The 25,045-nt window shown below is 70.6% G+C and carries 20 protein-coding genes; 11 read left to right on the top strand and 9 right to left on the bottom strand.

Going from position 1 to position 25,045, the window contains the following annotated elements:
- Position 1: 1 nt before the first annotated feature.
- Both gyrA and gyrB read right to left on the bottom strand, forming a co-directional pair.
- Complete coding sequence (gyrA, locus tag GA0070616_RS12720; RefSeq protein ID WP_091081353.1) at positions 2-2,521, bottom strand: DNA gyrase subunit A; 2,520 nt, start codon at positions 2,519-2,521, stop codon at positions 2-4.
- A gap of 125 nt (positions 2,522-2,646) precedes the next feature.
- Positions 2,647-4,593 carry a DNA topoisomerase (ATP-hydrolyzing) subunit B gene (gene gyrB / locus GA0070616_RS12715; RefSeq protein WP_091081350.1) on the bottom strand — a complete coding sequence of 649 codons (1,947 nt, stop codon included), beginning with the start codon at positions 4,591-4,593 and terminating at the stop codon, positions 2,647-2,649.
- A 502-nt stretch (positions 4,594-5,095) separates the two neighbouring features.
- On the opposite strand from gyrB, the gene GA0070616_RS12710 reads away from it, so the two are divergent.
- Positions 5,096-5,650: a hypothetical protein gene (locus GA0070616_RS12710; protein WP_091081347.1), complete on the top strand. Its 555-nt coding sequence runs from the start codon at positions 5,096-5,098 to the stop codon at positions 5,648-5,650.
- A gap of 138 nt (positions 5,651-5,788) precedes the next feature.
- On the opposite strand, the gene GA0070616_RS12705 is transcribed toward GA0070616_RS12710, so the two are convergent.
- The 5 genes from GA0070616_RS12705 to dnaA all read right to left on the bottom strand — a co-directional run bounded on the left by GA0070616_RS12705 (position 5,789) and on the right by dnaA (position 12,248).
- Positions 5,789-6,466, bottom strand: a complete 678-nt coding sequence (locus tag GA0070616_RS12705) for a DciA family protein (RefSeq protein WP_245712752.1) — start codon at positions 6,464-6,466, stop codon at positions 5,789-5,791.
- Positions 6,456-7,589 (bottom strand): DNA replication/repair protein RecF, encoded by a 1,134-nt coding sequence (recF, locus tag GA0070616_RS12700; RefSeq protein WP_091081344.1) that lies wholly within the window; start codon positions 7,587-7,589, stop codon positions 6,456-6,458. Before recF ends, GA0070616_RS12705 begins: the two co-directional genes overlap by 11 nt.
- A gap of 16 nt (positions 7,590-7,605) precedes the next feature.
- On the bottom strand, positions 7,606-8,478 hold the full coding sequence (gene gnd / locus GA0070616_RS12695) for a phosphogluconate dehydrogenase (NAD(+)-dependent, decarboxylating) (RefSeq protein WP_091081342.1): 873 nt from the start codon (positions 8,476-8,478) through the stop codon (positions 7,606-7,608).
- A gap of 39 nt (positions 8,479-8,517) precedes the next feature.
- Positions 8,518-9,651: a DNA polymerase III subunit beta gene (gene dnaN / locus GA0070616_RS12690; protein WP_091081340.1), complete on the bottom strand. Its 1,134-nt coding sequence runs from the start codon at positions 9,649-9,651 to the stop codon at positions 8,518-8,520.
- Between the two features lie 794 nt (positions 9,652-10,445).
- Entirely contained in the window at positions 10,446-12,248 is a 1,803-nt protein-coding gene (dnaA, locus tag GA0070616_RS12685; protein ID WP_091081338.1) for a chromosomal replication initiator protein DnaA, read from the bottom strand.
- Positions 12,249-12,877: 629 nt separating this feature from the next.
- Here dnaA and rpmH point away from each other — a divergent pair.
- The 9 genes from rpmH to GA0070616_RS28770 all read left to right on the top strand — a co-directional run bounded on the left by rpmH (position 12,878) and on the right by GA0070616_RS28770 (position 21,683).
- Positions 12,878-13,015 carry a 50S ribosomal protein L34 gene (gene rpmH / locus GA0070616_RS12680; RefSeq protein WP_091061882.1) on the top strand — a complete coding sequence of 46 codons (138 nt, stop codon included), beginning with the start codon at positions 12,878-12,880 and terminating at the stop codon, positions 13,013-13,015.
- A gap of 34 nt (positions 13,016-13,049) precedes the next feature.
- On the top strand, positions 13,050-13,463 hold the full coding sequence (gene rnpA / locus GA0070616_RS12675; protein WP_091081335.1) for a ribonuclease P protein component: 414 nt from the start codon (positions 13,050-13,052) through the stop codon (positions 13,461-13,463).
- 44 nt (positions 13,464-13,507) lie between these two features.
- On the top strand, positions 13,508-13,747 hold the full coding sequence (yidD, locus tag GA0070616_RS12670; RefSeq protein ID WP_217628191.1) for a membrane protein insertion efficiency factor YidD: 240 nt from the start codon (positions 13,508-13,510) through the stop codon (positions 13,745-13,747).
- 3 nt (positions 13,748-13,750) lie between these two features.
- On the top strand, positions 13,751-14,731 hold the full coding sequence (gene yidC, locus GA0070616_RS12665; protein ID WP_091081332.1) for a membrane protein insertase YidC: 981 nt from the start codon (positions 13,751-13,753) through the stop codon (positions 14,729-14,731).
- 212 nt (positions 14,732-14,943) lie between these two features.
- Positions 14,944-15,534 (top strand): Jag family protein, encoded by a 591-nt coding sequence (locus GA0070616_RS12660; protein WP_091081329.1) that lies wholly within the window; start codon positions 14,944-14,946, stop codon positions 15,532-15,534.
- Between the two features lie 34 nt (positions 15,535-15,568).
- The gene (gene rsmG / locus GA0070616_RS12655) at positions 15,569-16,342 is read left to right on the top strand and encodes a 16S rRNA (guanine(527)-N(7))-methyltransferase RsmG (protein WP_425412995.1); all 774 of its coding nucleotides are present in this window, start codon (positions 15,569-15,571) and stop codon (positions 16,340-16,342) included.
- A gap of 687 nt (positions 16,343-17,029) precedes the next feature.
- On the top strand, positions 17,030-18,094 hold the full coding sequence (locus GA0070616_RS29145) for a ParA family protein (protein WP_425412942.1): 1,065 nt from the start codon (positions 17,030-17,032) through the stop codon (positions 18,092-18,094).
- A 27-nt stretch (positions 18,095-18,121) separates the two neighbouring features.
- Positions 18,122-19,141, top strand: coding sequence for a ParB/RepB/Spo0J family partition protein (locus GA0070616_RS12645; RefSeq protein WP_091081322.1), 1,020 nt, complete (start codon positions 18,122-18,124; stop codon positions 19,139-19,141).
- 1,480 nt (positions 19,142-20,621) lie between these two features.
- On the top strand, positions 20,622-21,683 hold the full coding sequence (locus GA0070616_RS28770) for a RodZ family helix-turn-helix domain-containing protein (protein ID WP_245712751.1): 1,062 nt from the start codon (positions 20,622-20,624) through the stop codon (positions 21,681-21,683).
- Between the two features lie 75 nt (positions 21,684-21,758).
- On the opposite strand, the gene GA0070616_RS12635 is transcribed toward GA0070616_RS28770, so the two are convergent.
- The gene (locus GA0070616_RS12635; RefSeq protein WP_091081319.1) at positions 21,759-22,745 is read right to left on the bottom strand and encodes a D-alanine--D-alanine ligase family protein; all 987 of its coding nucleotides are present in this window, start codon (positions 22,743-22,745) and stop codon (positions 21,759-21,761) included.
- 7 nt (positions 22,746-22,752) lie between these two features.
- A complete protein-coding gene (locus GA0070616_RS12630) occupies positions 22,753-24,066 on the bottom strand; it encodes an aminotransferase-like domain-containing protein (RefSeq protein WP_091081316.1) in 1,314 nt (437 codons plus the stop codon).
- A gap of 304 nt (positions 24,067-24,370) precedes the next feature.
- Between GA0070616_RS12630 and GA0070616_RS12625 the strand changes: the two genes are divergently transcribed.
- Positions 24,371-25,036, top strand: coding sequence for a GNAT family protein (locus GA0070616_RS12625; RefSeq protein WP_091081313.1), 666 nt, complete (start codon positions 24,371-24,373; stop codon positions 25,034-25,036).
- Positions 25,037-25,045: the final 9 nt, after the last annotated feature.

Raw genomic sequence — 25,045 nt, 5'->3', positions numbered from 1 at the left:
ACTAGTCCTGTTCGTCAGGCTCGTCGGCATTGCGAGCAATCGCCACGATAGTCACGCCGTCCGGGAGGTCCATCAGCTTGACTCCCATTGTGTTCCGGTCACGCGTGCGGCGTACAGGCTTCACCGGAGTCCGGATGACACCACCGTTGCTGGTGATCGCGAACAGCTCGTCGTCCGGGTCGATCACCACGGCACCGACCAGACCACCGCGCCGCTCGGTGATCTTCGCAGTCAGCACACCCTTCCCTCCCCGGCCCTGCACCGGGTATTCCTCGATCGGGGTACGTTTTGCGTATCCGCCGTTGGTGGCCACCAGGACGTCCAGCCCCTCCCGGACCACCTCCATCGCCAACAGCACGTCTTCCTCGCTGAACCGCATCCCGATCACGCCCGACGTCGCCCGTCCCATCGGCCGCAGCGCCTCGTCGCTGGCGTTGAACCGGATCGCCTGCGCGTTCTTGGAGACCAGCAGCAGGTCGTTCTCCGGCGCGACCAGGGCAGCACCGACCAGCTCGTCCTCATCGCGCAGGTTGATCGCGATGATGCCGCCGGAACGGTTGGAGTCGAACTCCTCGAGTCGCGTCTTCTTCACCAGACCGTTCTTCGTGGCAAGCACCAGGTAGGGCGCCACCTGGTAGTGGGGGATCTCAATGATCTGGGCGATCTGTTCGTCGGGTTGGAAGGCCAGCAGGTTCGCGACGTGCTGCCCCTTGGCCACCCTACTGGCCTCCGGCAGCTCGTACGCCTTGGCCCGGTACACCCGCCCCTTGTTGGTGAAGAACAGCATCCAGTCATGGGTCGAGCAGACGAAGAAGTGGCTGACGATGTCGTCCTGTCGCAGGGTGGCACCGCTGACACCCTTGCCGCCTCGGCGCTGCGAACGATATTGGTCCACCTTCGTCCGCTTCGCGTACCCGGTGCGTGTGATCGTCACCACCACGTCCTCGCGGGCGATGAGGTCCTCCATCGAGACCTCACCGTCGAACGGGATGATCTTGGTGCGCCGGTCGTCGCCCCACTTCGCGACGATCTCACCGAGTTCCTCCGAGACGATCTGCCGCTGCCGCTCCGGCTTGGCCAGGATGTCCTTCAGGTCGGCGATCTCCACCTCCAGCTTCGCCAGGTCGTCGAGGATCCGCTGCCGCTCCAACGCGGCGAGACGACGCAGCTGCATGTCCAGGATCGCGGTCGCCTGGATCTCGTCGATCTCCAGCAGCCGGATCAGCCCCTGCCGGGCGTCGTCCACCGTCGGCGAACGCCGGATGAGGGCGATCACCTCGTCGAGGGCGTCCAGCGCCTTGGCCAGGCCACGCAGGATGTGCGCGCGCTCCTCCGCCTTGCGCAGCCGGAACGCCGTCCGCCGGCGGATCACCTCGATCTGGTGCTCGACGTAGTAGCGGATGAACTGCGCCAGGTTCAGCGTGCGCGGCACCCCGTCGACCAGCGCCAGCATGTTGGCGCCGAACGTCTCCTGGAGCTGGGTGTGCTTGTAGAGGTTGTTCAGCACGACCTTGGCCACCGCGTCGCGCTTGAGCACGAGCACGATCCGCATGCCGGTACGCCCGGAGGACTCGTCGCGGATGTCGGCGATCCCGGCGAGCTTGCCCTCCTTGATCAGCTCGGCGATGCGTTCGGCCAGGTTGTCCGGGTTGACCTGGTAGGGCAGCTCGCTGACCACCAGCGCCGGCCGGCCCCGCTTGTCCTCCTCGACCTCCACCACGGCACGCATCCGGATCGAGCCCCGCCCGGTGCGGTACGCGTCCTGGATGGCCTGCTGCCCGACGATCAGGCCGTGCGTCGGGAAGTCCGGGCCCTTGACGATCTCCAGCAGCGCTTCGAGGGTGGTGGCCTCGTCGGCCTCCGGGTGCTCCAGGCACCACTGCACCGCCGCGCCGATCTCGCGCAGGTTGTGCGGAGGGATCTTGGTGGCCATGCCGACCGCGATGCCCTCCGAGCCGTTGATCAGCAGGTTGGGGATCCGCGACGGCAGGATGGTGGGCTCCTTGGCCCGGCCGTCGTAGTTGTCCTGCAGGTCGACGGTGTCCTCGTCGATGTCTCGCAGCATCTCCATCGCCAGCGGGTCGAGCTTGCACTCGGTGTAGCGCATGGCGGCGGCAGGATCATTGCCGGGCGAGCCGAAGTTGCCGTTGCCGTCGACGAGCGGGTAGCGCAGCGACCAGGGCTGCGCCATCCGGACCAGGGCGTCGTAGATGGCCGAGTCGCCGTGCGGGTGGAACTGGCCCATCACGTCGCCGACGACGCGGGAGCACTTCACGTAGCCGCGGTCGGGCCGGTACCCCGAGTCGAACATGGCGTAGAGGATCTTGCGGTGGACCGGCTTGAGCCCGTCCCGGACGTCCGGCAGTGCCCGTCCCACGATGACGCTCATCGCGTAGTCGAGGTAGGAGCGCTGCATCTCCACCTCGAGCCCGACCGGCTCGATGCGGTCGTGCGCGACGACCGCACCGACGACCTCGGGGGCCTCGGGCTCGTTGGGTGTGGACTCGGGGATATCGGTCACTGTTAACCCTTATCAGACTCAGAGTCGCTTTTGTGCTTGTGGATAACGGCTGTGGAAACCGGCCAAGCTGTGGATAACCCTGTGGACCCGTTGGCCCGGCCGGTGGAGGCCGACCGGGCCCGGGGTCAGATGTCCAGGAAGCGGACGTCCTTGGCGTTGCGCTGGATGAACGAGCGACGCGCCTCGACGTCCTCACCCATGAGTACGCTGAACAGCTCGTCGGCGGTGGCGGCGTCGTCGAGGGTGACCTGGCGCAGCGTCCGGGTGGCCGGATTCATCGTGGTCTCCCACAACTCGGGGTAGTTCATCTCGCCGAGACCCTTGAACCGCTGGATGTCGTCCGGCTTGGCGTTGGGCTTCTTCTGCTGACGCAGCGCGATGAGTCCGTCGCGCTCCCGGTCGGAGTACGCGTACTGGGCGTCGTCGCCCTTCCGGTTCCACTTGATCTTGTAGAGGGGCGGGGCGGCCAGGTAGACGTGCCCCAGTTCGACCAGCGGCCGCATGAAGCGGAACAGCAGGGTGAGCAGCAGCGTCTGGATGTGTTGACCGTCGACGTCGGCGTCGGCCATCAGCACGATCTTGTGGTAGCGCAGCTTCTCGATGTCGAAGTCGTCGTGGATGCCGGTGCCCAGCGCGGTGATCAGCGCCTGGACCTCGTTGTTCTTCAGCACCCGGTCGATCCGGGCCTTCTCCACGTTGAGGATCTTGCCGCGGATGGGCAGGATCGCCTGGGTACGCGGGTCACGCCCCTGCTTGGCCGAGCCGCCGGCCGAGTCGCCCTCGACGATGAAGACCTCGGACTCGCGCGGGTCGGTGGACTGGCAGTCGGCCAGCTTGCCCGGCATCGAGCCGGACTCCAGCAGCGACTTGCGCCGGGCCAGCTTGCGTGCCTGCTGGGCGGCGATCCGGGCGCGGGCGGCCTGGGACGCCTTGCTGATAATGATCTTCGCCTCGGCCGGGTTGCGGTCCAGCCAGTCGACCAGCCGGTCGTTGCAGACCCGCTGCACGAAGCTCTTGACCGGGGTGTTGCCCAGCTTGGTCTTGGTCTGGCCCTCGAACTGCGGGTTGGTCAGCTTGACCGAGATGATCGCGGCCAAGCCCTCACGGATGTCTTCGCCGGAGAGCTTCTCGTCGCCCTTGAGCAGCTTCTTCTCCGCGCCGTAGCGGTTGACCACGCTGGTCAGCGCGGCCCGGAAGCCCTCCTCGTGGGTGCCACCCTCGTGCGTGTTGATGTTGTTGGCGAAGGTGTAGACCGACTCGCCGTACGACTCGTTCCACTGCATGGCGATCTCGAGCGACATGCCCTCCTCCTCGGCCCCGAACTCGACCACCGTCTTGTGCATCGGGGTCTTCGAGGCGTTGAGGTGCCGGACGAAGTCGGCGATGCCGCCCTCGTAGTGGAAGGTCACCTCGCGGAGCTTGCCCTCCTCACCCTCCGGCACCCGCTCGTCGAGCAGGTGGATGGTGAGGCCACGGGTCAGGAAGGCCATCTCCTGGAGTCGCCGGTAGATGGTCTGGAAGTCGAAGTCGACCGTCTCGAACACGTCCGGGTCCGGCCAGAAGGAGACCGCCGAGCCCGTCCGGTCGGTCGCCTCGCCCTTCTCCAGCGGGGTCGGCTTGGACTGGTGGTACTGCTGCCGCCAGACGGAGCCGGACTTGTGGATCTCCACGGCCATCCTGGTGGAGAGGGCGTTCACCACCGAGACACCAACGCCGTGCAGACCTCCGGAGACCGCGTACGCCTTGCCGTCGAACTTGCCGCCCGCGTGCAGCACGGTGAGCGCGACCTCGACACCCGGCTTCTTGAGCTTGGGGTGCAGGTCGACCGGGAAGCCACGGCCGTTGTCGGTGACCCGGACGCCGCCGTCGGCGAGCAGCACCACGTCGATGGTGTCGCAGTGCCCTGCCATCGCCTCGTCGACCGCGTTGTCGACGACCTCCCACACGAGGTGGTGCAGACCGCGCTCGCCGGTCGATCCGATGTACATCCCGGGCCGCTTGCGGACCGCCTCCAGACCCTCGAGGACGGTGATCGACTCGGCGCCGTACTCCTGATTGTCCTGCGCTGCCACCCTCGGCCACTTTCTCGCGCCGTGTGCACCTGGTGGCGCGGTCGGGCGCGGGTTCGGCGGACAGGACGCGACGTCGGCGCGTGGACCGGTACCGGGCAGTTCCGGGGTACGGGTCGAACGCGCCGGTCGCCGCGGTTGCCCGCGGATCGCGATCGGCTCGACCCGAGTCGGACGATGATCAAGGGCCCGGACCGGGCCCCGTGTCTCGTCGCTCGCACCGGGTCTTCGTCTCACGCCAATCTTACTGTGAGCGGGCGACAGAACCACCACTCGGCACCCCCTTCGTGGCGTCTGAGACGTTCGTAGCCGGCCGAACCCCGCTGCCCGCAACTCCCCCTACACGCCAGGCCCCCACCGGGGGGTGCGACCGGCCGACGACCGCCTGTCAGGATCGGGCTGCAAGCGGTCGTGCCGTAGGTTGGCGGCGGCGGCCTTGATCTTTGGCGGCCGGAACCGGACGATCGACCAGATCGACCCGACTCGTGCTGAGAGGTGACGCCAGATGGGGCTGGACAACGTCGCGGTGCACTGGCCGCGGACCGGCCGCTTCTACGACCCGGTCGCGCCGGCCGAGTTCGTCGACTTCGGCGAGATCGCCGACATGCCGCGGATCTCCGCGCCCACGGCCGCGCTGGCCGAGCTGATCGCCAAGACGGGCACCGTCCGGGCGACCGCGTACACCGAGGTGGTGGACCTGCTGCTCGGCCTGGAGGGGGTGCTCTACGCCACCGACGCCGCCGCGGAGGACGAGGACCCGGTCATCGACCCGGACGGCTGCTCCTGGGTCGCGGGCGGCATCGAACGGTTCGTGGCGGCCCACCGCCCGCACGGCGAGGCGGTCACATTCGAGTCCGTCGGCGAGGTGCTGCGGTCGCTGCTCGCCGACGGTCGGCTCGCCGAGCAGCAGTTGCGCTGGCTGGAGAGCCGGCTCGACGGGCTGCGCGACGACAGCGGCGCACCGCCCCAGTGGAACTTCACCTGCGCCGAACTGAGCGTGCTGGCCGCGTTCTACCGGCGCTGCGCCGACCGTGGGTTCGCCGTCTACGCCGACGCCTGACCGCGCCGGGCCGCACTGAGCCGCTCGCACTGAGCCGCTCCGCACTGAGCCGGGCCGTACCATCCCGCCCGCACCGCACCGCACCGGGCCGGGCCGGGCCGGGCCGCGGCAGTCGGCCTCGGGGCCGACGGTCCGGGGTCAGCCGTAGGTGTCGCGCGGGCCCCGGCCCCGCACCCGACGCGGACCGCGCGACCAGGAGGGTGCGGCCGGGCCGTGAATGTGCAGCTTGCGAACCACGTTGTGACCCACCTCGCTGGCGATCTGCCTGAGCAGCGAGGCGGCCAGCAGCCGCAGCTGGGTGGCCCAGGCCGTCGACCGGGCCTCGACCGTCAGCTCGCCGTCCTCCAGCTTGACGGGCCGGCTGTGTTGGGCGACGTCGGGACCGACCACCCGCTCCCACGCGCCGAACACGGTCGCCTCGGCCGCGGGCTGCTGCCAGCCTCGGGCCTTCACCAGCCGGTCGAGCACCGCCCCGAGCGGCTGCGGATCACGGGGATCGGGCCCCGGCCCGGAGTACCCCCGCAGCCGCCGCTCGCCGCCGGTGCCGCCGGCCCCGCCCGTGCGCCGGGTCCGCGCCGCCGCACCTCGGCGGGCCTTCGCCGCGTCCAGCACCGCCCGGGCCAGCTCGGGCCCCGACGCGCCGGGCGCACCGTCTGCGACCGGGCCGGCGTCCGCGCCGGGCGCGGTCCGTGCCGCCGCCCGGTCCGTCCCCGACTCGCCGCCCGAGGCGGTACGCGCACTGTCCGCCCCGGCCGGTGCGGTGCGGCCCGGTTCGGGCGGACGTCGGCGGGGCGGAGATCCGGGGTCAGTCGACACGGTGCACCGTTCCTTCCGTGACGACGTACCGGGTACCGCGCAGCGCGACCGGGACGTCGTCGTCGACCGCGCAGGTCACCAGCAGCTGAGCGGCCCCGCCGACCAGTTCGGCCAGCCGTTCCCGGCGACCGGTGTCCAACTCGGCGAAGACGTCGTCGAGCACCAGCACCGGCTCGATGCCGTCGGCGCGCAGCAGGTCGTACCCGGCCAGCCGCAGCGCCAGCGCGAAGGACCAGGACTCGCCGTGGCTGGCGTACCCCTTGGCGGGCAGCGGACCGAGCGTGAGGGTGAGTTCGTCGCGGTGCGGGCCGACCAGGGTGGTTCCCCGCTCGATCTCGGCGGACCGGGCATCGGCCAGCGCGGCCGTCAGCGCGGCGGCCAGGGACTCCCGGTCGGTGGTGGGTTCGGTCAGGTCCACCGACGGCCGGTAGGCGATCCCGGCCGCGCCCCGACCGGCGGCGACCGCGTCGTACGCCTTGGCCACGTGCGGGGTCAGCGCGGCGACCAGCTCCAGCCGGCCGGCCAGCAGTTCGGCACCGTGCCGGGCCAGGTGGGTGTCCCACACGGCCAGGGTGGTCAGGTCCCCGCCGCGCGTGCCGCCCGTCTTGCGGGCCAGGTACGCGGTGCGCAGCAGGGCGTTGCGCTGCTTGACCACCCGGTCGTAGTCGGCTCGGACGCCCGCGTAGCGGGGCTGGCGCAGCACCAGCAGGTCGTCGAGGTAGCGACGGCGCTCGGCCGGGTCGCCCCGGACGAGTTCCAGGTCCTCCGGAGCGAACAGCACCAACCGCAGCGCTCCGAGCACGTCGCGGGCCCGGCGGGCGGGTGAGCGACCGAGCCGGGCCCGGTTGGCCCGGCCCGGCACGATCTCCAGCTCGACGAGCAGTTCCCGGCCCTCGTGCACGACCGCGCAACGGATCACGGCGGAGGTGGCACCCATCCGGACGAGGGGGGCGTCCGTGGCGACCCGGTGGGAGTCCAGGGTCGCCACGTAGCCGATGGCCTCGACGAGGTTCGTCTTGCCGACGCCGTTGGCGCCGACGAGGACGTTCGCCCCCGGTTCCAGGTCGACGCCGATCCGCTCGTACGAGCGGAAGTCGACCAGTTCGAGCCGGCGGACGTACACAGGCTGCGAATGCCGGTCAGGGCTTGCGGACGGCGTGGCCGCCGAACTGCTGGCGCAGGGCGGACACGGCCTTCATCGCGGGTGAGTCGTCCTGGCGGGACTGGAAGCGGGCGAACAGCGAGGCGGTGATGACGTTGAGCGGCACGGCGAGACGGACGGCCTCGTCGACCGTCCAACGGCCCTCGCCGGTGTCCTCCGTGTAGCCGCTGAGCTCGGCCAGCTCCGGATCCTCGTCGAGGGCCCGGTCCAGCAGGTCGAGCAGCCAGGAGCGGACCACGGTGCCGTCCCGCCAGGACTTGAACACGCCGGGCACGTTGGTGACCAGCTCGGAGGCGGTGAGCAGCTCGAAGCCCTCGGCGTAGGCGTGCATCAGGCCGTACTCGATGCCGTTGTGCACCATCTTGGCGTAGTGGCCGGCACCGACGGGGCCGGCGTGCACGAAGCCGAAGTCGCCCTCGGGCTTGAGCGCGTCGAAGACCGGCATCAGCCGGTCGACGTGCTCCCTGGCTCCGCCGACCATCAGGCCGTAGCCGTTCTGCCGGCCCCAGACACCCCCGGAGACCCCCACGTCGACGTAGCCGATGCCACGCTCGTGGAGGCGCTCGGCGCGGGGGGCGTCGTCGCTGAACCGCGAGTTGCCGCCGTCGATGACGATGTCGCCCTCGCCGAGCACGTCGGCCAGGTCGTCGATGGCGGCGTCGGTGAAGGCGACGGGGACCATCACCCAGACGGCCCGGGGGGCGTCCAGCTTCTCGGCCAGTTCCGCCAGGCTCGCGACGTCGCTCAGCTCCGCGTCGCGGTCGTATCCGACCACGTCGTGGCCGGCGGCACGCAACCGCTCCCGCATGTTGCCGCCCATCCGGCCGAGTCCTACCAGGCCGAGCTGCATGTCGTTTCTACCTCCGTGGGTGCGGATGTCTCTGCGCGATCAGCGGGATACGCGGATCGGCATGATGAGGTACCGGTACCCAGGGATGACCTCGCCATCCTCGCCGGCAGGTGAAATCACGGCGGGTTTGAAGGCGTCGACGAACGAGAGCACGGCGAACTGGGCCCCGAGGTTGGTGAGGCCGTCGATCAGGTACTGCGGGTTGAAGCCGATGGTGAGCGGGTCGCCGGTGAAGGTGGCCTCCATGGCCTCGCTGGCCCGCGCCTCCTCGGTGCCGCCGGCCTCGACGACCAGCCCGTCGACGCTGAAGCTGAGCAGCACGGGGGTGGTGCGTTCGGCCACCAGGGCGACGCGCTTGACCACCTCGATGAGGGTGGCGACGGCCAGCCGCGCCTCCGCGTTGTGGCTGGCCGGGAAGAGCGAGCGCACCGGCGGGTAGTTGGCACCGTCGAGCAGCCGGCTGGTGGTTCGGCGGGTGCCGCCGGAGAAGCCGATCATGCCCTCGCCGGCCGCGCCCTGGGACAGCGACATGATGACCTGGCCGCCGAGCGGGCCCAGGGCCTTGGCGGTGTCGTGCAGGGTGCGGGCGGGCACCAGCGCGTTGATGCTGGTTTCCGGGTCGTCCGGGTTCCACTCCATCTCGCGCAGCGCCAGCCGGTAACGGTCGGTGGCGAGCATGGCGAGGGTTCCGCCGGACAGTTCGAGGCGTACGCCCGTCATCATCGGCAGCGTCTCGTCCCGGCCGGCGGCCACGGCGACCTGGGCGACGGCGGCGGCGAAGGCCGCCGCGTCGATGGTGCCGGCGCTGGCCGGCATCTCGGGCAGGGTGGGGTAGTCCTCCACCGGCATGGTGGGCAGGGTGAACCGGGCACTACCGCAGACCAGCTCCAGGTGCGCCCCGACGGCGGCGATGTCCACCGGCTTGGCGGGCAGGGCCTTGGTGATCTCGGCGAGCAACCGGCCGGAGACGAGCGCGGCGCCGTCGGCGTCGCCCTGGACCTCGACGGTCACCTGGCTGGAGACCTCGTAGTCGAACCCGGAGACCTGCAGGTTGCCGTCGGTGACACGGAGCATCACACCGGCCAGCACCGGCACGGACGGCCGGCTGGGCAGGCTCTTCGCGGTCCAGGCCACGGCCTCGGCGAGCGCGTCGCGCTCCACTCGGAACTTCATCAATGCCTCCGCGTCGACGTCAGCGACAACTCTCTCATGCCGACCGCTGCCCACCGTCCCGCCTGACCGTGCGGGTACCCATCGCACCTTAGGGCGCGCGGGCATCGGCTGTGCGCCCGACCCCGTGGATCCAGGTGCCGGGGTGACCGCCGACGGCGGTCCGCGACCCGATCCACAGGAAGTCCAACGGTGATGATTGGTTTTTGTTCTCTTAGAAGAGATAACTCATCGTCTTCGTCGCACCTGTGCAAACTGGGGATAACTGACGTTCGTGCAGCTCAGGCACGTTATCCACCGGTGGTTTAGCTGTGGAGAACCTTGGGCAAAACCCGAGCGGCCATCCACAGGCGGCTCACGTCCACGGGTTTTCCACCGTTGTCCACACGTTGTCCACCGGTTATCCACCGGGTTTCTCCCCAGGGCTGTGGATTGTCGGGACGGCCGACGGAGCCGTTATCCCCAGAACCTTCAACAGGTTCCCCACAGGCCGACCGTCCGCGGTGGACAACGGGCGCCGATGTCCACAGGTGTCCACAGGCGTCCACAAGGTTGTCCCCAGGGTTTCTCCACAGCCTGTGGGTAACTGGTCGGGAACGCAGGGTGGTTATCCACAAGCCTGTGGACGAAGAGCTGTGGACAACGATCGAGGCGGTGGACGGTCACGGGCATGATCCTGTGGCCTTCACCTCGTCGAGGGTCCAGCGGTGGGCACGAAAAAGCCCGGCCCTCCGGCCGGGTCCGTCGCTGACAGGGTGGCCGCCGGACGGGTGTTCCCTGCCCGGCCGGCGTACGCCTCAGGTGGTCTGCTTGATCCGGTTGGTCAGCTCGGCGATCTGGTTGTAGAGCGACCGCCGCTCGGCCATCTGCTGGCGGATCTTCCGGTCGGCGTGCATGACGGTGGTGTGGTCCCGGCCGCCGAACGCCTGCCCGATCCGGGGCAGCGACAGGTCGGTCAGCTCGCGGCACAGGTACATGGCCACCTGGCGGGCGTTGACGAGCACCCGCGACCGCGAGTGGCCGCGCAGGTCCTCCAGGCTCACCCCGAAGTAGTCGGCGGTCGACACCATGATCTGGTCGGCGGTGATCTCCGGGCCGGCACCGTCGGGAATGAAGTCCCGCAGCACCTCCTCGGCCAGCGACAGCTCCACGGTCGAGCGGGTCAGGCTGGCGAACGCGGTGACCCGGATCAGGGCCCCCTCCAACTCCCGGATCGAGTTCGACACCCGCGAGGCGATGAACTCCAGCACGTCCGGCGGGGCGTACAGGCGCTCCTGGGCGGCCTTCTTCTGCAGGATCGCGATCCGGGTCTCCAGATCCGGCGGTTGGATGTCGGCGAGCAGGCCCCACTCGAACCGGGTCCGCAGCCGGTCCTCCAGTGTCGCGAGCTGCTTCGGCGACCGGTCGGAGGTGATCACGATCTGCTTGTTCGCGTTGTGCAGCGTGTTGAAGGTGTGGAAGAACTCCTCCTGGGTCCGCTCGCGGTTCTCCAGGAACTGGATGTCGTCGATCAGGAGGATGTCGACGTCGCGGTAACGGCGCTGGAACGCGCTGGTCTTGTCGTCCCGCAGCGAGTTGATGAAGTCGTTGGTGAACTCCTCGGTCGAGACGTACCGGACCGAGCGGGCGTTGCCGAGCGTCGTCGCATAGTGCCCGATGGCGTGCAGCAGGTGCGTCTTGCCCAGCCCCGAGCTGCCGTAGATGAACAGCGGGTTGTACGCCTTCGCCGGCGACTCGGCCACCGCCACGCTCGCCGCGTGGGCGAACCGGTTGGACGAACCGATGACGAACGTCTCGAACATGTACTTCGGGTTGAGCCGGTTGCCGCCGGCGTCCGCACCCGTCGGCAGCCGCCGGTCGTCGCGTAACCCCGAGCGGTGGTCCCTGCCGCCCCGGCCCGGCCCGCTGTCGGTGTCGCCGTCGCGCGGCATCGGCCGGATCACGTGCTGGTCGCGTGGCGAGATGCCCGCGTCCTCGCGGTAGTGGCCGTCGAACGACCGGGGCTCGGCGGGCAGCGGGTCGAGGCGGGCGGCCCGCTCGTCGAAGCCGCGCCGCTCGGGGTGCGGCGGCCGGTCGGGGTGCGGCGGTTCGGCGAAGGCGGTGCTGAACAGTGCCTCCTGGCCGGCGGGGCCGGAGCCGTGGTCGCCGTCGACCACGACGCGGTCGGTGGGCGGTTCGGCGCGTTCGGGCTGTGCCTGCCCCGGGATGAGCGGCAGCTGCCGACCCGGGTGGGGCGGGCGGCCGTCGAAGCCGCCGGGCTCGTCGCCGAAGCCCGCCGGGCCGGCGGACTGCTCGGGGGCGCTCCGGTAGACCGTGCCGGCCGGCCGGCCGGAGCCGTCCTCGGGAACCCGGACGGTCACCGCCACCTGGATGGACCGGCCCAGCCGGCGGCTCAGCGCCTCGGTGATGGCCGGGCGCAGCCGGGACTCGATCACGTCACGGGTGAAGGCGTCGGGCACGGAGAGCAGGACGGTGTCCTCGACGATGGCTCGCAACCGGGTCAGCCGCAGATAGGCGCGCTGCTGGGCGGAGATGATCTCGTCGGCGAGCTCGTCGGTCGTAGCCGTCCACACCGCGGCAAGGTCGGTCGTACCGGTCACCGTCGTGCCACCCCCTCGCCTCTGCTCCCGGACACCGTCCCCGGCCGATCCATCCCGGGGACCGACCCGTTCGGGCGGGTGTCCGCGCATCCTGCCCGGACGGCCCACCGGTCGTCCTCCACAAGTTATCCACAGCCTGTGTACCGACCGATTGTGGCCGTCCGCCGGACGCGGGTCCGACCTGCCCCTGCAGGGACGGGCGCTGAAGCGGGTTCACCGTGCCGAACGATTCACCACCGTGTCCGGTCTTGCCTCACCGGGCGGCGACCGGACCTTTCGACGCTGACCGCAATCGGGCACGGTAACAGCGATGTCGCCGCGCCATCAACCGTCACGCGCGGCGACGCCTCCGTGGCGGCGGCGAAACCGCCGGGCACCCTTCCGGCTTCCCGGGTGTCCGCCCTGCTGGGAGGGTTTGACGGTGATTGCGCCCCTACGTAGGCTGGAGCGGCTGCTCTCTCGCCCTCTGCTAGGGTGATGGATGCTTGCTGCCCGCGGTCGTGACCCCGCACCACCGAGGTCCCGCTCCACCGGGCAGCGCCGAACGGGGCCACCGTGAAGGTGGCCCGGACCACCACACGACCCGACGGGCCCCTCGCCCGGGGCGTACGGAAAACGGAGAGCCTGACGTGAGCAAGCGCACCTACCAGCCGAACAACCGCCGGCGCGCGAAGACCCACGGCTTCCGGCTGCGCATGCGCACCCGTGCCGGCCGCGCCATCCTCTCGACCCGTCGCGCCAAGGGCCGCACCCGCCTGGCGGCCTGAGGCCGACCGGTCCGGTCCGGGGGCGTGGGCAGTCGTGTTGGCCGCCGCACAGCGACTGCGGCGTAGCACAGACTTCGCCGCAGCGGTCCGGGGTGGCCGACGCGCCGGCCGCGGCGCAGTCGTCGTCCACCTGACCCTCCCCGGAACGCCCGACCTCACGGCAGACCTGCCGACGGAGCCGGCGCGCAGCGGTGCGGAGAACCCTTCCGCGCCCACCCGCGCCGGCTTCGTCGTGTCCAAGGCCGTCGGGCCGGCGGTGGTCCGCAACAAGGTCCGTCGCCGGTTGCGGCATCTGGTCCGGGAACGGCTCGCCGGGCTGCCGACCGGGAGCACCCTGGTGGTACGCGCCCTGCCGGCCGCAGCCGAGGCCGCGTACCCGCGCCTCGCCGCCGACCTCGACGCGGCGCTGGCCGCCGCGCGGACACCCCGGGGGCGGCGGTCGCGGTGACAGGTGGACCGGGCATTCCCCCGCCGACGACTCCCGGTGCCCGGGTGCTGAGCGGCCCCATCATCGCGTACCGTCGGTGGATAAGTCCGGCCCTGCCGGCCCGCTGTCGGTTCTACCCGTCGTGCAGCGCGTACGCCCTGGAGGCGGTGGCGCGACACGGCGCGTTCCGGGGAGCCGGCCTGACGGTCCGGCGGTTGTTGCGCTGCCACCCCTTCCACCCAGGTGGATACGACCCGGTGCCGGAGCCGGGCGGCCGCCGCCGTGCCGATGTGACTGGAGCCTGAGAATTGAGTCTCGACTGGATCTACTACGCGATTTCGTGGATCCTGCTGGCCTGGCATTCGGCCTGGGACGCCGTCGGAGTTCCGGTCGGTGAGGTCCTCGGCACCAACTGGTCCTGGATCCTGGCCATCATCTTCCTGGTGGTCACCGTCCGGGTGATCCTGTTCCCCGTCTTCGTGAAGCAGATCAAGTCGCAGCGGGCGATGCAGGCGCTCCAGCCGCAGGTCAAGGCGCTACAGGAGAAGCACAAGGGTGACCGGGAGACGCTCCAGAAGGAGATGATGGAGCTCTATCGGAAGGAAAAGGCCAACCCGCTCATGGGCTGCCTTCCGATGTTCCTCCAGATCCCGGTCTTCCTCGGCCTGTTCCACGTGCTCCGCCGGCTCAACCCGGATCCGGAGAAGAACAACAAGGATCTGTACGGCTGGACGGTCGACCAGTTCAACAGCGCGTCCGAGGCCACGCTGTTCACCGCGCCCATCGCCAGCAAGTTCGGTTCCACCGCCGAGGAACTCGCCCAGCTCGGTGCCAACAGCACCACCGTGAAGATCATGGCCGGCATCCTGGTCCTGGTCATGATGGGCACCACCTACCTGACCAGCCGTCAGATGATCCTCAAGACCGGCTGGGCGGAGGACCCGCAGCAACGGATGATCCAGCGCCTGATGCTCTACGGCATCCCGCTGTCGCTGTTGATCTCCGGTGCCATCTTCCCCATCGGTGTGATCATCTACTGGGTCACCAACAACCTCTTCACCCTCGGCCAGCAGCAGTGGGTCCTGCGCAAGTTCCCGCCCCCGGTGACGGCCACCAGCAAGCCGGGCACCCCGGCGCAACCGGCCCGAGCCGGTGGGCTGTTCGGCCGAGGCAAGGCCGCCACCCCGGCCCCGGCCGCCAAGCCGGCAGCGCCCAAGGTCGCCGGGCCGAAGCCGGGTGCCAAGCCGGCCAACCCGAAGAAGGGACGCCCCGCCAAGCGGCAGGGCTGAATCGTCCGGGCCGTCGCCGGGTGACCGGCGGCGGCCCGTTCCGCACCGTGCCGCCGCCGTGAGGCCGGCGCCGGAGCGCAAAGCGCCGCGCGCGACGCGGCCCCTGGGCGACACTGCCCGACAGACGTGCCCGTGGGCACCGGCGACGTCCCGCCGGCCCCGGGGAACCAGCGGACCCGACGGTCCGGCCGAGCGAGTACGGAGATGACACCGTGACCGACACCAGCATCCCCCGCGCCGACCAGTCTCTGGACGACGAGGAGACCACTCCCGCCGCTACGGGCGACGAGGACGGCGAGACAACCGCCGAGGCGGGCACGCGGGAGAAGAAGGCCCCGGCCGAGAGCGACCTGTTCCGGCAGAGCGAGATCGCCGCCGACTACGTCGAGGGGCTGCTCGACATCCTCGACTACGACGGCGACATCGACGAACTGGTCTCCGGCGGTCGCCCGGTGGTCGAGGTCGTCGGCGGGCGTCTGCAGAACCTGGTCGGCCAGCGGGGTGCCACCCTGGAGGCCCTCCAGGAGTTGGCCCGACTGGCCGTGTTCAGGCAGACCGGCACCCCGAGCCGGCTGCTGCTCGACGTGGGCGGCTACCGCGCCAACCGGCGCAAGGAACTCGGCGCCGTCGCCCGCAACGCCGTCGAGAAGGTGAAGGAGCACGGGGAGCCGGTGCGCCTGGAGCCGATGTCGGCGTTCGAGCGCAAGTGCGTCCACGACGTGGTCAACGCGATGAGCGGTGTGGAGAGCGAGTCGGAGGGCGTGGAGCCCAACCGACGCATCGTCGTGCGGCCGGCGGACTGACCGGGTGACCCACGACGACACCACGGCCGCTGCCGTGGCCGGCCCGGGCGGCACACCGCCCGGGCCGTCGCCTGTGCGGCCCTCGCCCACCGACGCGGTGCTGCCGCCCCACCTGGCTGAAGCGGCCCGGACCCTGTTCGGCGATCGGCTGGAACTGGCCGCCGCGTACGCCGAACTGCTCGCCACCGACGGCGTGGTGCGCGGGCTGATCGGGCCGCGGGAGGCTCCCCGGATCTGGGATCGCCACCTGCTGAACTGCGCCGCCGTCGCCGACCGGCTCCCCACCGAAGCGACCGTGCTCGACGTCGGCTCCGGCGCGGGTCTGCCGGGGCTGGTACTGGCGATCGCCCGGCCCGACCTCGCGGTCACCCTCGTCGAGCCACTTGCCCGACGCACCTCGTTCCTGATCGAGGTGGTGCAGCAGCTCGGGCTCACGAGGTCCGTCCGGGTGTTCCGTGGTCGGGCCGAGGAGGCGGCGACCGGATCAGCCGGGGCCGGTCCGCTCAGCGGTGACGTGGTGACCGCCCGGGCCGTGGCCCCGCTCGACCGGCTCGCGGGCTGGTGCCTGCCGTTGGTCGTGCCGGGGGGACGCCTCGTGGCGCTCAAGGGTGCCTCGGCCGTCGATGAGATCACGGAGCACGCCGCCGCTGTCGATCGGCTCGGCGGCGGCGTGCCGACCCTGCATCTCTGCGGCTCGGGCCTCATCGATCCGCCGACCACCGTGGTGGAGATCGTGCGCGAACGGGTCGTCCGCCCCCGGTCCGCGGCGAAGAAGAAGTCCAGGGGCGGGCGGTCCCGCCGGGGCTGATCCCGGTGCCGGCGACCAACTAGGACGAGTCGCGGGTGCGCGACGACTGTCAACGCCGGCTGAGATTTCGCTGTCAACGCCGGCCTTGGTTCCACGCGGCACCGCCGGCTGGGGCTTCGCTGTCAACGCCGGCCTTGGTTCCACGCGGCATCGGCGACGACGGCACCGGCGCCGGCGACCGTGGTCGACGCGCACCACCGGAGGTCGGGAGCGGCGGCGCTCCCACCGGCGGCCTTCGTCGTTGGACCGTGCAGGCGTCGGTCATCCAGACGAGCAACGGAAGACGGTTACCAACCCGACGTGGACCGGTCGCGGCCGGGAGCCGTAGGCTGGCCGCGCGTCGATAGTGTGGAGCGGGCGGCGACGGCGTCCACCGGGACCGTTCCCGCCAGGCCGCGGTCGCGTCTTCGTAAGTGCGTGGCGGCCCAGGTTGACGGGTGCGGACCGACCATCCGAAGCGGGCAGGGATGACAGGTGCATGACGACGGCAGGTACGACGATCCACCCATGAGCGGGCCGACGGGCGACCCTGTTTCACGTGAAACCGACCGCCCGAACTGGTCCTCGGAGCGGACCTCCCGTCCGGCCGGATCTGCGCCGCCCGCCCGGCAGGAGGGGGCGACCACCGGTGCTGCCTGGCCGCCGTCGAGGGAGCCTGCGGTCGGTCCCGACGATGCCGGGGGACAGGTGATCCCGCTGCGTCGCAGCCCCTCTCCGGCGGTACGGTTCGAAGCGGGAGTACCACAGCAGCCGACCCCCGACACGGCGCTGGAGGCGACCCCGCCGGTAACCGCGGACGACACGCCAGGAACATCGGTTACTCCCCCCGGAACCGAGTCCGCGTACGTTTCACGTGAAACCCCGACGCGCGAAGAGGATGACCCACCGTTGGCTATGGAGGCGATGCGCGCCGTGCAGATCCTGAATCCCAGTGGCGAGGTGACGATGCCTCGCCCGGACCGGACGCGGGTCATGGGCGTCGCTAATCAGAAGGGCGGCGTGGGCAAGACCACGACGACCGTGAACCTGGCGGTGGCGTTGGCCCTGCACGGGAACCGGGTGCTCGTGGTCGACCTCGACCCCCAGGGAAACGCGTCGACCGGGCTGAACGTCCCCCACCACACGGGGGTGCCCGACGTGTACGACTGCCTGATCAACAGCGTGCCCCTGGAGGAGGTGGCCCAGGGCGTGGAGGGCATCCCGAACCTCTGGTGCGTACCCGCGACCATCGACCTCGCCGGCGCGGAGATCGAGCTGGTGTCGGTGGTGGCCCGGGAGTCCCGGCTGGCTCGCGCGATCGCCGCATACCCGGGGCACTTCGACTACGTCTTCATCGACTGCCCGCCCTCCCTCGGCCTGTTGACGGTCAACGCGTTGGTCGCCGCGCAGGAGGTGCTGATCCCGATCCAGTGCGAGTACTACGCCCTGGAGGGCCTCAACCAGTTGATCAACAACATCAATCTGGTTCGTCAGCACCTGAACCCGAAGCTCGAGGTGTCCACCATCCTGCTCACCATGTACGACCGGCGTACCCGGCTCGCCGACGCCGTCGAGCAGGACGTGCGCAATCACTTCGGCGACAAGGTTCTCCAAGCGGTCATTCCCCGCAACGTCCGGGTCTCCGAGGCACCGAGTTACGGCCAGTCGGTGATGACCTACGATCCCGGGTCGCGGGGAGCGACAAGCTACTTCGAGGCTGCCCAGGAGATCGCCGAGCGCGGTGTCAAGGAGCCGGTGAGCCGGAATGCGTAGTGCTGACGAGGCGCTGGGAGGCGTGGCATGAAGAACCGTCCTCGGGGCGGTCTGGGTAGGGGCCTGGGGGCACTCATCCCGACCGGGCCGGCACCTGACACTGGCACGCCCCCACCGGCAATCGTGGCGGGGTCGGCGGTCGACGGCGTAGCCGACCGGGATGAGTCACCTGCGGAGGTGGTGTCCGCCGCCCCTGCCCCGCCGGAGCCGTCGCTGAGCCCCGTGCCGGGTGCCCGGTTCGCCGAGATCCCGGTGGACTCGATCGTGCCGAACCCGAAGCAGCCCCGGCAGGTCTTCGACGAGGAGGCGTTGGAGGAGCTGAAGACCTCCATTCAGGAGGTCGGCTTCCTCCAGCCGATCGTCGTCCGTCAACTCGACGAGGAGAAGTTCGAACTCGTCATGGGCGAGCGGCGGTGGCGGGCCGCCCAGGCGGTCGGACGGGACAGCATTCCCGCGATCGTCCGCGACACCCGTGACGACGCCATGCTGCGGGATGCCCTGCTGGAGAACATCCACCGGGCGAACCTCAATCCGCTGGAAGAAGCCGCCGCCTACCAACAGCTCCTCGACGAGTTCGGTGCCACCCACGAGGAACTGGCCCGCCGGATCGGACGCAGCCGCCCGCAGATCTCGAACACGATCCGGCTGCTCAACCTGCCACCGCAGGTGCAGCGGAGGGTCGCAGCCGGCGTCCTCTCGGCCGGCCACGCCAGGGCACTGTTGAGTCTCGACGAGCCTGCGGCCCAGGATCAGCTCGCGCTCCGCATCGTGGCCGAGGGACTGTCGGTCCGGGCAACGGAGGAGATCGTGGCGCTGTCGTTGAGCGACGGCACCTCGAAGAAGGAGGCGGCCCGCCGCCGTCCGAAGCCTCACGCCCCCGCACTGACCGATCTGGCGGACCGTCTTTCCGATCGCTTCGACACCAGAGTGAAAGTCGACATCGGTCGCAGCAAGGGCAAGATCACGATCGAGTTCGCCACCGTTGACGACCTGGAGCGAATCGTCGGCATCATCGGTGTCGGGCAGGAAGAGGAACCCGAGGCCTGAGCCGACAACGCTTCGCCGTCCGACGGCCGCGCCCCCTGCCGGGGACGCGGCCGTCGTCGCTGTTGGGGGATGCTGGGCCGGGAGACGCAGCGGTGGCGGCTCGTCGACTGTGGTGCCGGCGGCTGTACGACGCGTGTGCCCGCGGCGTCGGGATTCGTGGGGTCGGGGTTTGTGGGGTCGGGGTTTGTGGGGTCGGGATTCGTGGCGGGTGCGCGGAGACGGTTGGTGCGGACTCCTCTGGAAGTTGAGACCACTCCTGGCGCGGCACCCCGGTCACGGATTCAGCGCTATGACGCAGTGCAGTCTGCGCACCGGTGCCCTCGCACAGTTCGCAGCACGCGCCCCGCTGATCCGCGCTGACCGCGCTGCCCGGCAGAGTCTCCCGTGGCGTCGTCACGATGGCCCCAGCAGGCCGTGAGGCCGCCGGAGGCCCTGGTGGGGAGTTGCCAGCTGAGTCGGCTTGAGCGCCGTTTCACGTGAAACCGTCGGTGACGAGGGCGCTCATCCCGACTCCCTGGCGGCACCTGGTCAACCCCTCAGTCGTCACCGGGTGCCGATGGAACCAGACAAGACGACGGTGGATCCGCCCGCACGGAAGCTCCGGGGTCCATGCCCCTTGGCCGGCAGGTCGACCGCGGCGGACAACTGTCCCGTTCGCCTCCCCGGGGTCCGGGCGGCCAGCAGGGTCGGCGGCCGACGGCGGTGCCACCATGACACCGTGTCGTTCCCCGGCGAACACGGCCGATCCGGCTAGCCGGCGTTGGTGAGCGTGGGCAAAGGATCAGGTCGGCCGGCTACGCGCATCCGGACCACCTGCGTCCGATCGCACACTCTGACTTGCCGAGCGCCATCCCAGCGCCTCCGCGTGCCCTGCCTCCGCGTGCCCCGCCTCCGCGTTCGCTGTCCGCACGCCGATCTGTTCTCGTTCTCCTTGGTAAGGAAACCGTCCCCGGACTGGGCTCTTTGACGGGCGAGAACCGCTCGACCGCCAACAGCAGGTCTTCGCTGGCACCACCTCTACCGGCGGCACCGCTCAGCCGGCCGCGTCCTGCTCGGACGCGCACCACGGAAGAGGCCGCGCGAGGTGTTCCACGGGACAGGTCGCGTCACGAACCCGGCTGGCGGCGATGGCCGAGGGCTCGGCCGGAGCACCTCGTCGTCACGTTTCACGTGAAACAGCCGTACGCGTCGACGCGTCTGCGGGGGCTCGGCGCAGCCGTCATGAACGCTGTCGGCAAGAGTCTGCGACAGTTCAACGACCGGCAAAAGTTATCCACAGGGGTTATCCACAGGCTCTCGGTGTTTCACGTGAAACCAGCGCCGGAATCCCTTACTGAGCAGCGGATGACGGCGTGTGGTCGGAGTTTCAGCGGCCTGTGGATATCCCTGGGGAAGAACCCGGTGACCCCGAGGTCCGGCGCTCGATCGTCGCTGAATCGGGTAGGGACAGCGGTGGTGAACTCGGGTTAGGGTCAGCGTCGTGCAGGACACCCCTCCCTCAGTTCCGTACTTCACCCAGTGGCCCTCCTTTCCCTTCGAGGGCGACCTCCGTGTCAAGCAGCTCGACGATCCGGTCCCGGTCGAACCTCCTCGTAAGGGCGAGGGCAACCGGGAGTGCACCGCCTGCAACGCCCCCGACGACGCGTACATCTGGGTGGGCGAACGCTGGCGGGTGCGCGCCATGGACCGCCCCACCGGGTTGCCGATGGTGCTCATCCTGGAATCCCGGTCGCACCTCGACCTCGGTGACCTGCCCAACCTGCTCGCCGCCGAACTGGGTGTGATGACAGTCCGGCTGGAACGGGCCATCCGGTCGCTCGACGGCGTCGCTCGCGTCCACGTGAATCGTTGGGGTGACGGCTCCGCCCACCTGCACCTGTGGTTCCTGGCCAGGCCGTACGGGCGCCTTCAGCTCCGCGGAACCTTCCTGTCCCTGTGGGACTCGATCCTTCCGCCCATCTCCGAGGACCAGTGGCGGGAGAACCTTGCCATGGTGGCCGCCTGGCTGGCGGAGTTCGGCGGGCGTCCGCTCGCCGAGCCACCCCGCATCCGCTGGCAGGCACCCTCCAGTCTCTCGGCCCAGTCGGCTTCGGGCGAACAGGAGGCGATGGAAGTCGGTGCCGTCGTCGTACCGCGACAACGGTCGGGTCCCGCCGACGTGGTGGGCGGCGACGACCTGGCCGACCCGCGGAACGCCGCCGATCTGACGCGGGAGGGCGACCAGTCGCACGACACCGACCCGAACGGGCACGTCGGGTCGGTGCCGATGACGGACCCGACGACGGCGGAGAGGGTGGAACCGGCGGACGTGGGCGCGTCGGCGGATGAACCTGACGATGTCGCAGGCGTCAACGGGAACGAAGAAGTGGCCGCCCCTTCTCCCGCCAGTACAACGGCCGGGCAGCCCCGAGAGACGCGGTCCCCGGCCGGTGAGCCGGCAGGAACGGGAACGACGTCGACCACCGGGACGTCGGCCCCGGCTGCGGGTGCCACGGACGATTCATCGGCCTCGGCTGCCGGGGCCGGTAGACCGGGCCGGTAGTCGGCTGAACAAGTCCGGCCACTACCTTTCCCGCTGCCGGTTGCCCGACCCGTTCCCCTGCCCGCGGGTGCCGGATCAGCGGGTCGCGGCGCGGGCGACCAGGGTGCCGAGCACCTCGCCGAAGTCCAGCCCAGCCGCCTGGACCGCCAGCGGGAGCAGTGAGGTCTCGGTCATGCCGGGCGAGACGTTGACCTCCAGCACGTGCGGCTGCCCGGCCGCGTCGACGATCAGGTCGACGCGGCTGAGGTCGCGCAGCCCCAGAGCGTTGTGCGCGGCCAGAGCCACCTCCGCCACCGACTCGGTCGCCCTGGCGTCCAGCCGGGCGGGGGTGTGCCAGGTGGTGCGGCCGGCGGTGTAGCGGGCCGCGTAGTCGTACACGCCGTTGCGGGGCACGATCTCCACGGGCGGCAGCGCCTGCGGCCCGTCACCGAGGTCGATCACGGATACGGCCACGTCCATCCCCGGGACGTACCGTTCCACCAGCGCCGTCGGGTCGTACGCGAAGCAGCCGACCATCGCGGCGGGCAGGGACGCCGCGTCCCGTACCACTGCGGCGCCCAGCCCCGAACCGCCCTGGGCGGGCTTCACCATCAGCGGCAGGCCAAGCCGGTCGGCGATACGGTCCAGCACGGCGACCGCCCCCAGTTCGCTGAACCGGTCGTGCGGCAGGGCCACCCAGTCGGGGGTGGGAATGCCGGCCTCCCGGAGCACCGCCTTGGCCGAGGGCTTGTCCCAGGCCAGGCGGGAGGCGCGGGCGTCGCAGCCCACGTACGGCACGCCGCACAGGTCGAGGACGCCACGCAGCGAACCGTCCTCGCCGGTGGCCCCGTGCAGGGCGATCACCACCGCGTCCGGCGGATCGGCGGTCAGAGCGGGCAGCAGGGCGACGTCGGCGTCCCGCAGTTCGGCCTCCACCCCCACGGCGCGCAGCGCGTCGAGCACCCGGCGACCGGACCGCAGGGAGACGTCCCGTTCGTAGGAGAGCCCGCCGGCCAGCACCAGCACATGCAGGTCGGAGGTGGTTGCGGTCACGACGGAGTTCTCGGCAGAGGTGGCACCCATGCCGGAATCATGCCAAGTCGGGACCCGGGGCGTCCGAACCGGCCTGCCCCCGCCGGCCTCCCGTCCGGCTCACCGCACCGAACACCCGCCGCATCGCGATGTCCTGTTCCATGACGCCAGCGAGCCGGCGCACGCCCTCACGGATGCGCTCCGGCGACGGGAAGGAGAAGTTCAGGCGCATGTTGCCGGTGCCGGTGCCGTCGGCGTAGAAGCCGGTTCCCGGCACGTAGGCGACCCGCGCGGCGATGGCGCGCGGCATCATCGCCTTCGAGTCCAGCCCGTCGGGCAGGGTCGCCCAGACGAAGAGTCCGCCACCCGGGGTGGTCCAGCTGGTGCCGGCCGGCATCAGGTCCGTCAGCGAGGAGAGCATCGCGTCGCGTCGCTCCCGGTAGACCTCCCGGTAGACCTTCAGCTGCTCGCGCCACGGCATGGTGCTCAGGTAGGTGGCGACGGCGGCCTGCGCGTACGCGCTGGGGCAGAGGATCTGCGCCTCGCTGGCGATCACCAGTTTGTCGCGGACGGCGTGCGGGGCGAGGATCCAACCGACCCGCAGCCCGGGGGCGAAGGTCTTGGAGAAGGTGCTCAGGTAGAACACCCCGTCACGGCGGCGGGCCCGCAACGGTGCCGGCGCCTCCGCCTCGAAACCGAGCTGGCCGTACGGGTCGTCCTCGACCACGAGCAGACCGGCGCGCTCGCAGATGTCGAGCACCCGTTCCCGCCGCTGCTCGGTCAGCGTCACGCCGGTCGGGTTCTGGTAGGTGGGGATGGTGTAGAGGAACTTGACCCGTCGACCGGCCCGTGCCTGCTCGGCGATGGCTGCCTCCAGCGCCTCCGGAACCAGCCCGTCGTCGTCCATCGGCACATGCACGACCTGCGCCTGGGCGGCCTGGAAGACCCCGAGCGCGCCGACGTAGGTCGGCCCCTCGGCGAGCACCACGTCCCCCGGGTCGAGGAACAGGCGGGCCACCAGGTCGAGGGCCTGCTGACCCCCGACGGTGACCACCACGTCCTCCGGTGAGGCTCCGCAGGCCGCGTCGATGCCGGAGAGCGACATCACCTCGCAGATCCGTTCGCGCAGCTCGAGGGTGCCCTGGCCGATGCCGTACTGGAGGGAGGTGGTGCCGTGTTCGGCGCCCAGCCGACCGAGCATCTCGCCGACCGCGTCCAGGGGCAGCGCCGCGATGTAGGGAGCACCGCCGGCGAGGGAGACCACCTCGGGACGGCTGGCCACCGCGAACAGCGCGCGGATCTCCGAGGCGGTCATGCCCCGGACCCGACGGGCGTAGCGGTCGGTGTAGTCGTCGAGCGTCGTGCCGGTCATGACATCACCTCGATGGCTGCGCGGGCGGCTCCCGCCCCGGGATACCCGGGACACCGGCGACCATGGCGGCACGGCGCGCCGGGTGTCGATGGTAGTCGCCGAAACCCGGGCGTGTCGCGCGCGAAGCGGTGCTGTCCACATCGCGGACCCTCGGACAGGGCACCTGAGGTGGGCATTCGCGCGTCCTCTCCCGTACCGGCGGCCGGCGGCGTACGATCGCTCGTCGGGGGCAGGAAGGCGGCGAGCACGCCGCCCGGACCGGCCGTGCCGGATCCCACCCCGAGCCTACGTGGGGGATGCGCCAATGTCGCGACGCCTGGTCAGCCTGACCCTGGACACCCTTGAGGATCTGCCCCGTCCGTGCCGGCAGTGCGTCTACTGGGAGCTTGATCCGGTTTCCGCCGACCGGGCCTGCGCCGCCGGCGATCCCGGGCTGGAGAAGGAGGCGTGGGTCTCGCAGACCCTGCTGGAGTGGGGGTCGTGCGGCAAGCTCGTCTACGTCGACGGGATGCCGGCCGGCTTCGTCCTGTACGCCCCGCCGGCCTACGTGCCCCGGTCCATGGCCTTCCCCACGTCTCCGGTCTCCGCCGACGCGGCGCTGCTGATGACCGCCAGCGTGGTGCCCGCGTTCGCCGGGGGCGGGCTGGGCCGGATGCTGGTCCAGGGGGTGGCCCGGGACCTCACCAAGCGTGGCATCAAGGCGATCGAGGCGTTCGGGGACGCCACGTTCGACGACGCCGCCGACCCGGCCGGGGCCTGCGTCGCCCCCGCCGACTTCTTCCTCTCCGTCGGCTTCAAGACCGTCCGGCCGCACCCGCGCTACCCCCGCCTGCGCCTCGAGCTCAGGACGGCGCTGAGCTGGAAGTCCGACGTCGAGTACGCGCTGGAGAAACTGCTCGGCTCGATGAGCCCGGAGACGCTGCTGCGGCCGGTACGCCCGGCCCCTGCCACCCGCTCCACCGGCGGCTGACGACTGACG

This window comes from Micromonospora nigra, from assembly GCF_900091585.1.
Taxonomy (GTDB): Bacteria; Actinomycetota; Actinomycetes; order Mycobacteriales; family Micromonosporaceae; genus Micromonospora; species Micromonospora nigra.
The sequence above is the reverse complement of the archived record's forward strand: the minus strand, read 5'-3'. Positions and strand labels throughout refer to the sequence as shown.

Bases quoted from the DNA above. Each gene is read 5' to 3' on its own strand.
- GA0070616_RS12710 (WP_091081347.1), top strand. From the start codon at position 5,096: ATGGGGCTGGACAACGTCGCGGTGCACTGGCCGCGGACCGGCCGCTTC.
- gnd (WP_091081342.1), bottom strand. From the start codon at position 8,478: ATGCAGCTCGGCCTGGTAGGACTCGGCCGGATGGGCGGCAACATGCGG.
- dnaN (WP_091081340.1), bottom strand. From the start codon at position 9,651: ATGAAGTTCCGAGTGGAGCGCGACGCGCTCGCCGAGGCCGTGGCCTGG.
- GA0070616_RS12645 (WP_091081322.1), top strand. From the start codon at position 18,122: ATGAAGAACCGTCCTCGGGGCGGTCTGGGTAGGGGCCTGGGGGCACTC.
- GA0070616_RS12635 (WP_091081319.1), bottom strand. From the start codon at position 22,745: ATGGGTGCCACCTCTGCCGAGAACTCCGTCGTGACCGCAACCACCTCC.
- GA0070616_RS12630 (WP_091081316.1), bottom strand. From the start codon at position 24,066: ATGACCGGCACGACGCTCGACGACTACACCGACCGCTACGCCCGTCGG.
- GA0070616_RS12625 (WP_091081313.1), top strand. From the start codon at position 24,371: ATGTCGCGACGCCTGGTCAGCCTGACCCTGGACACCCTTGAGGATCTG.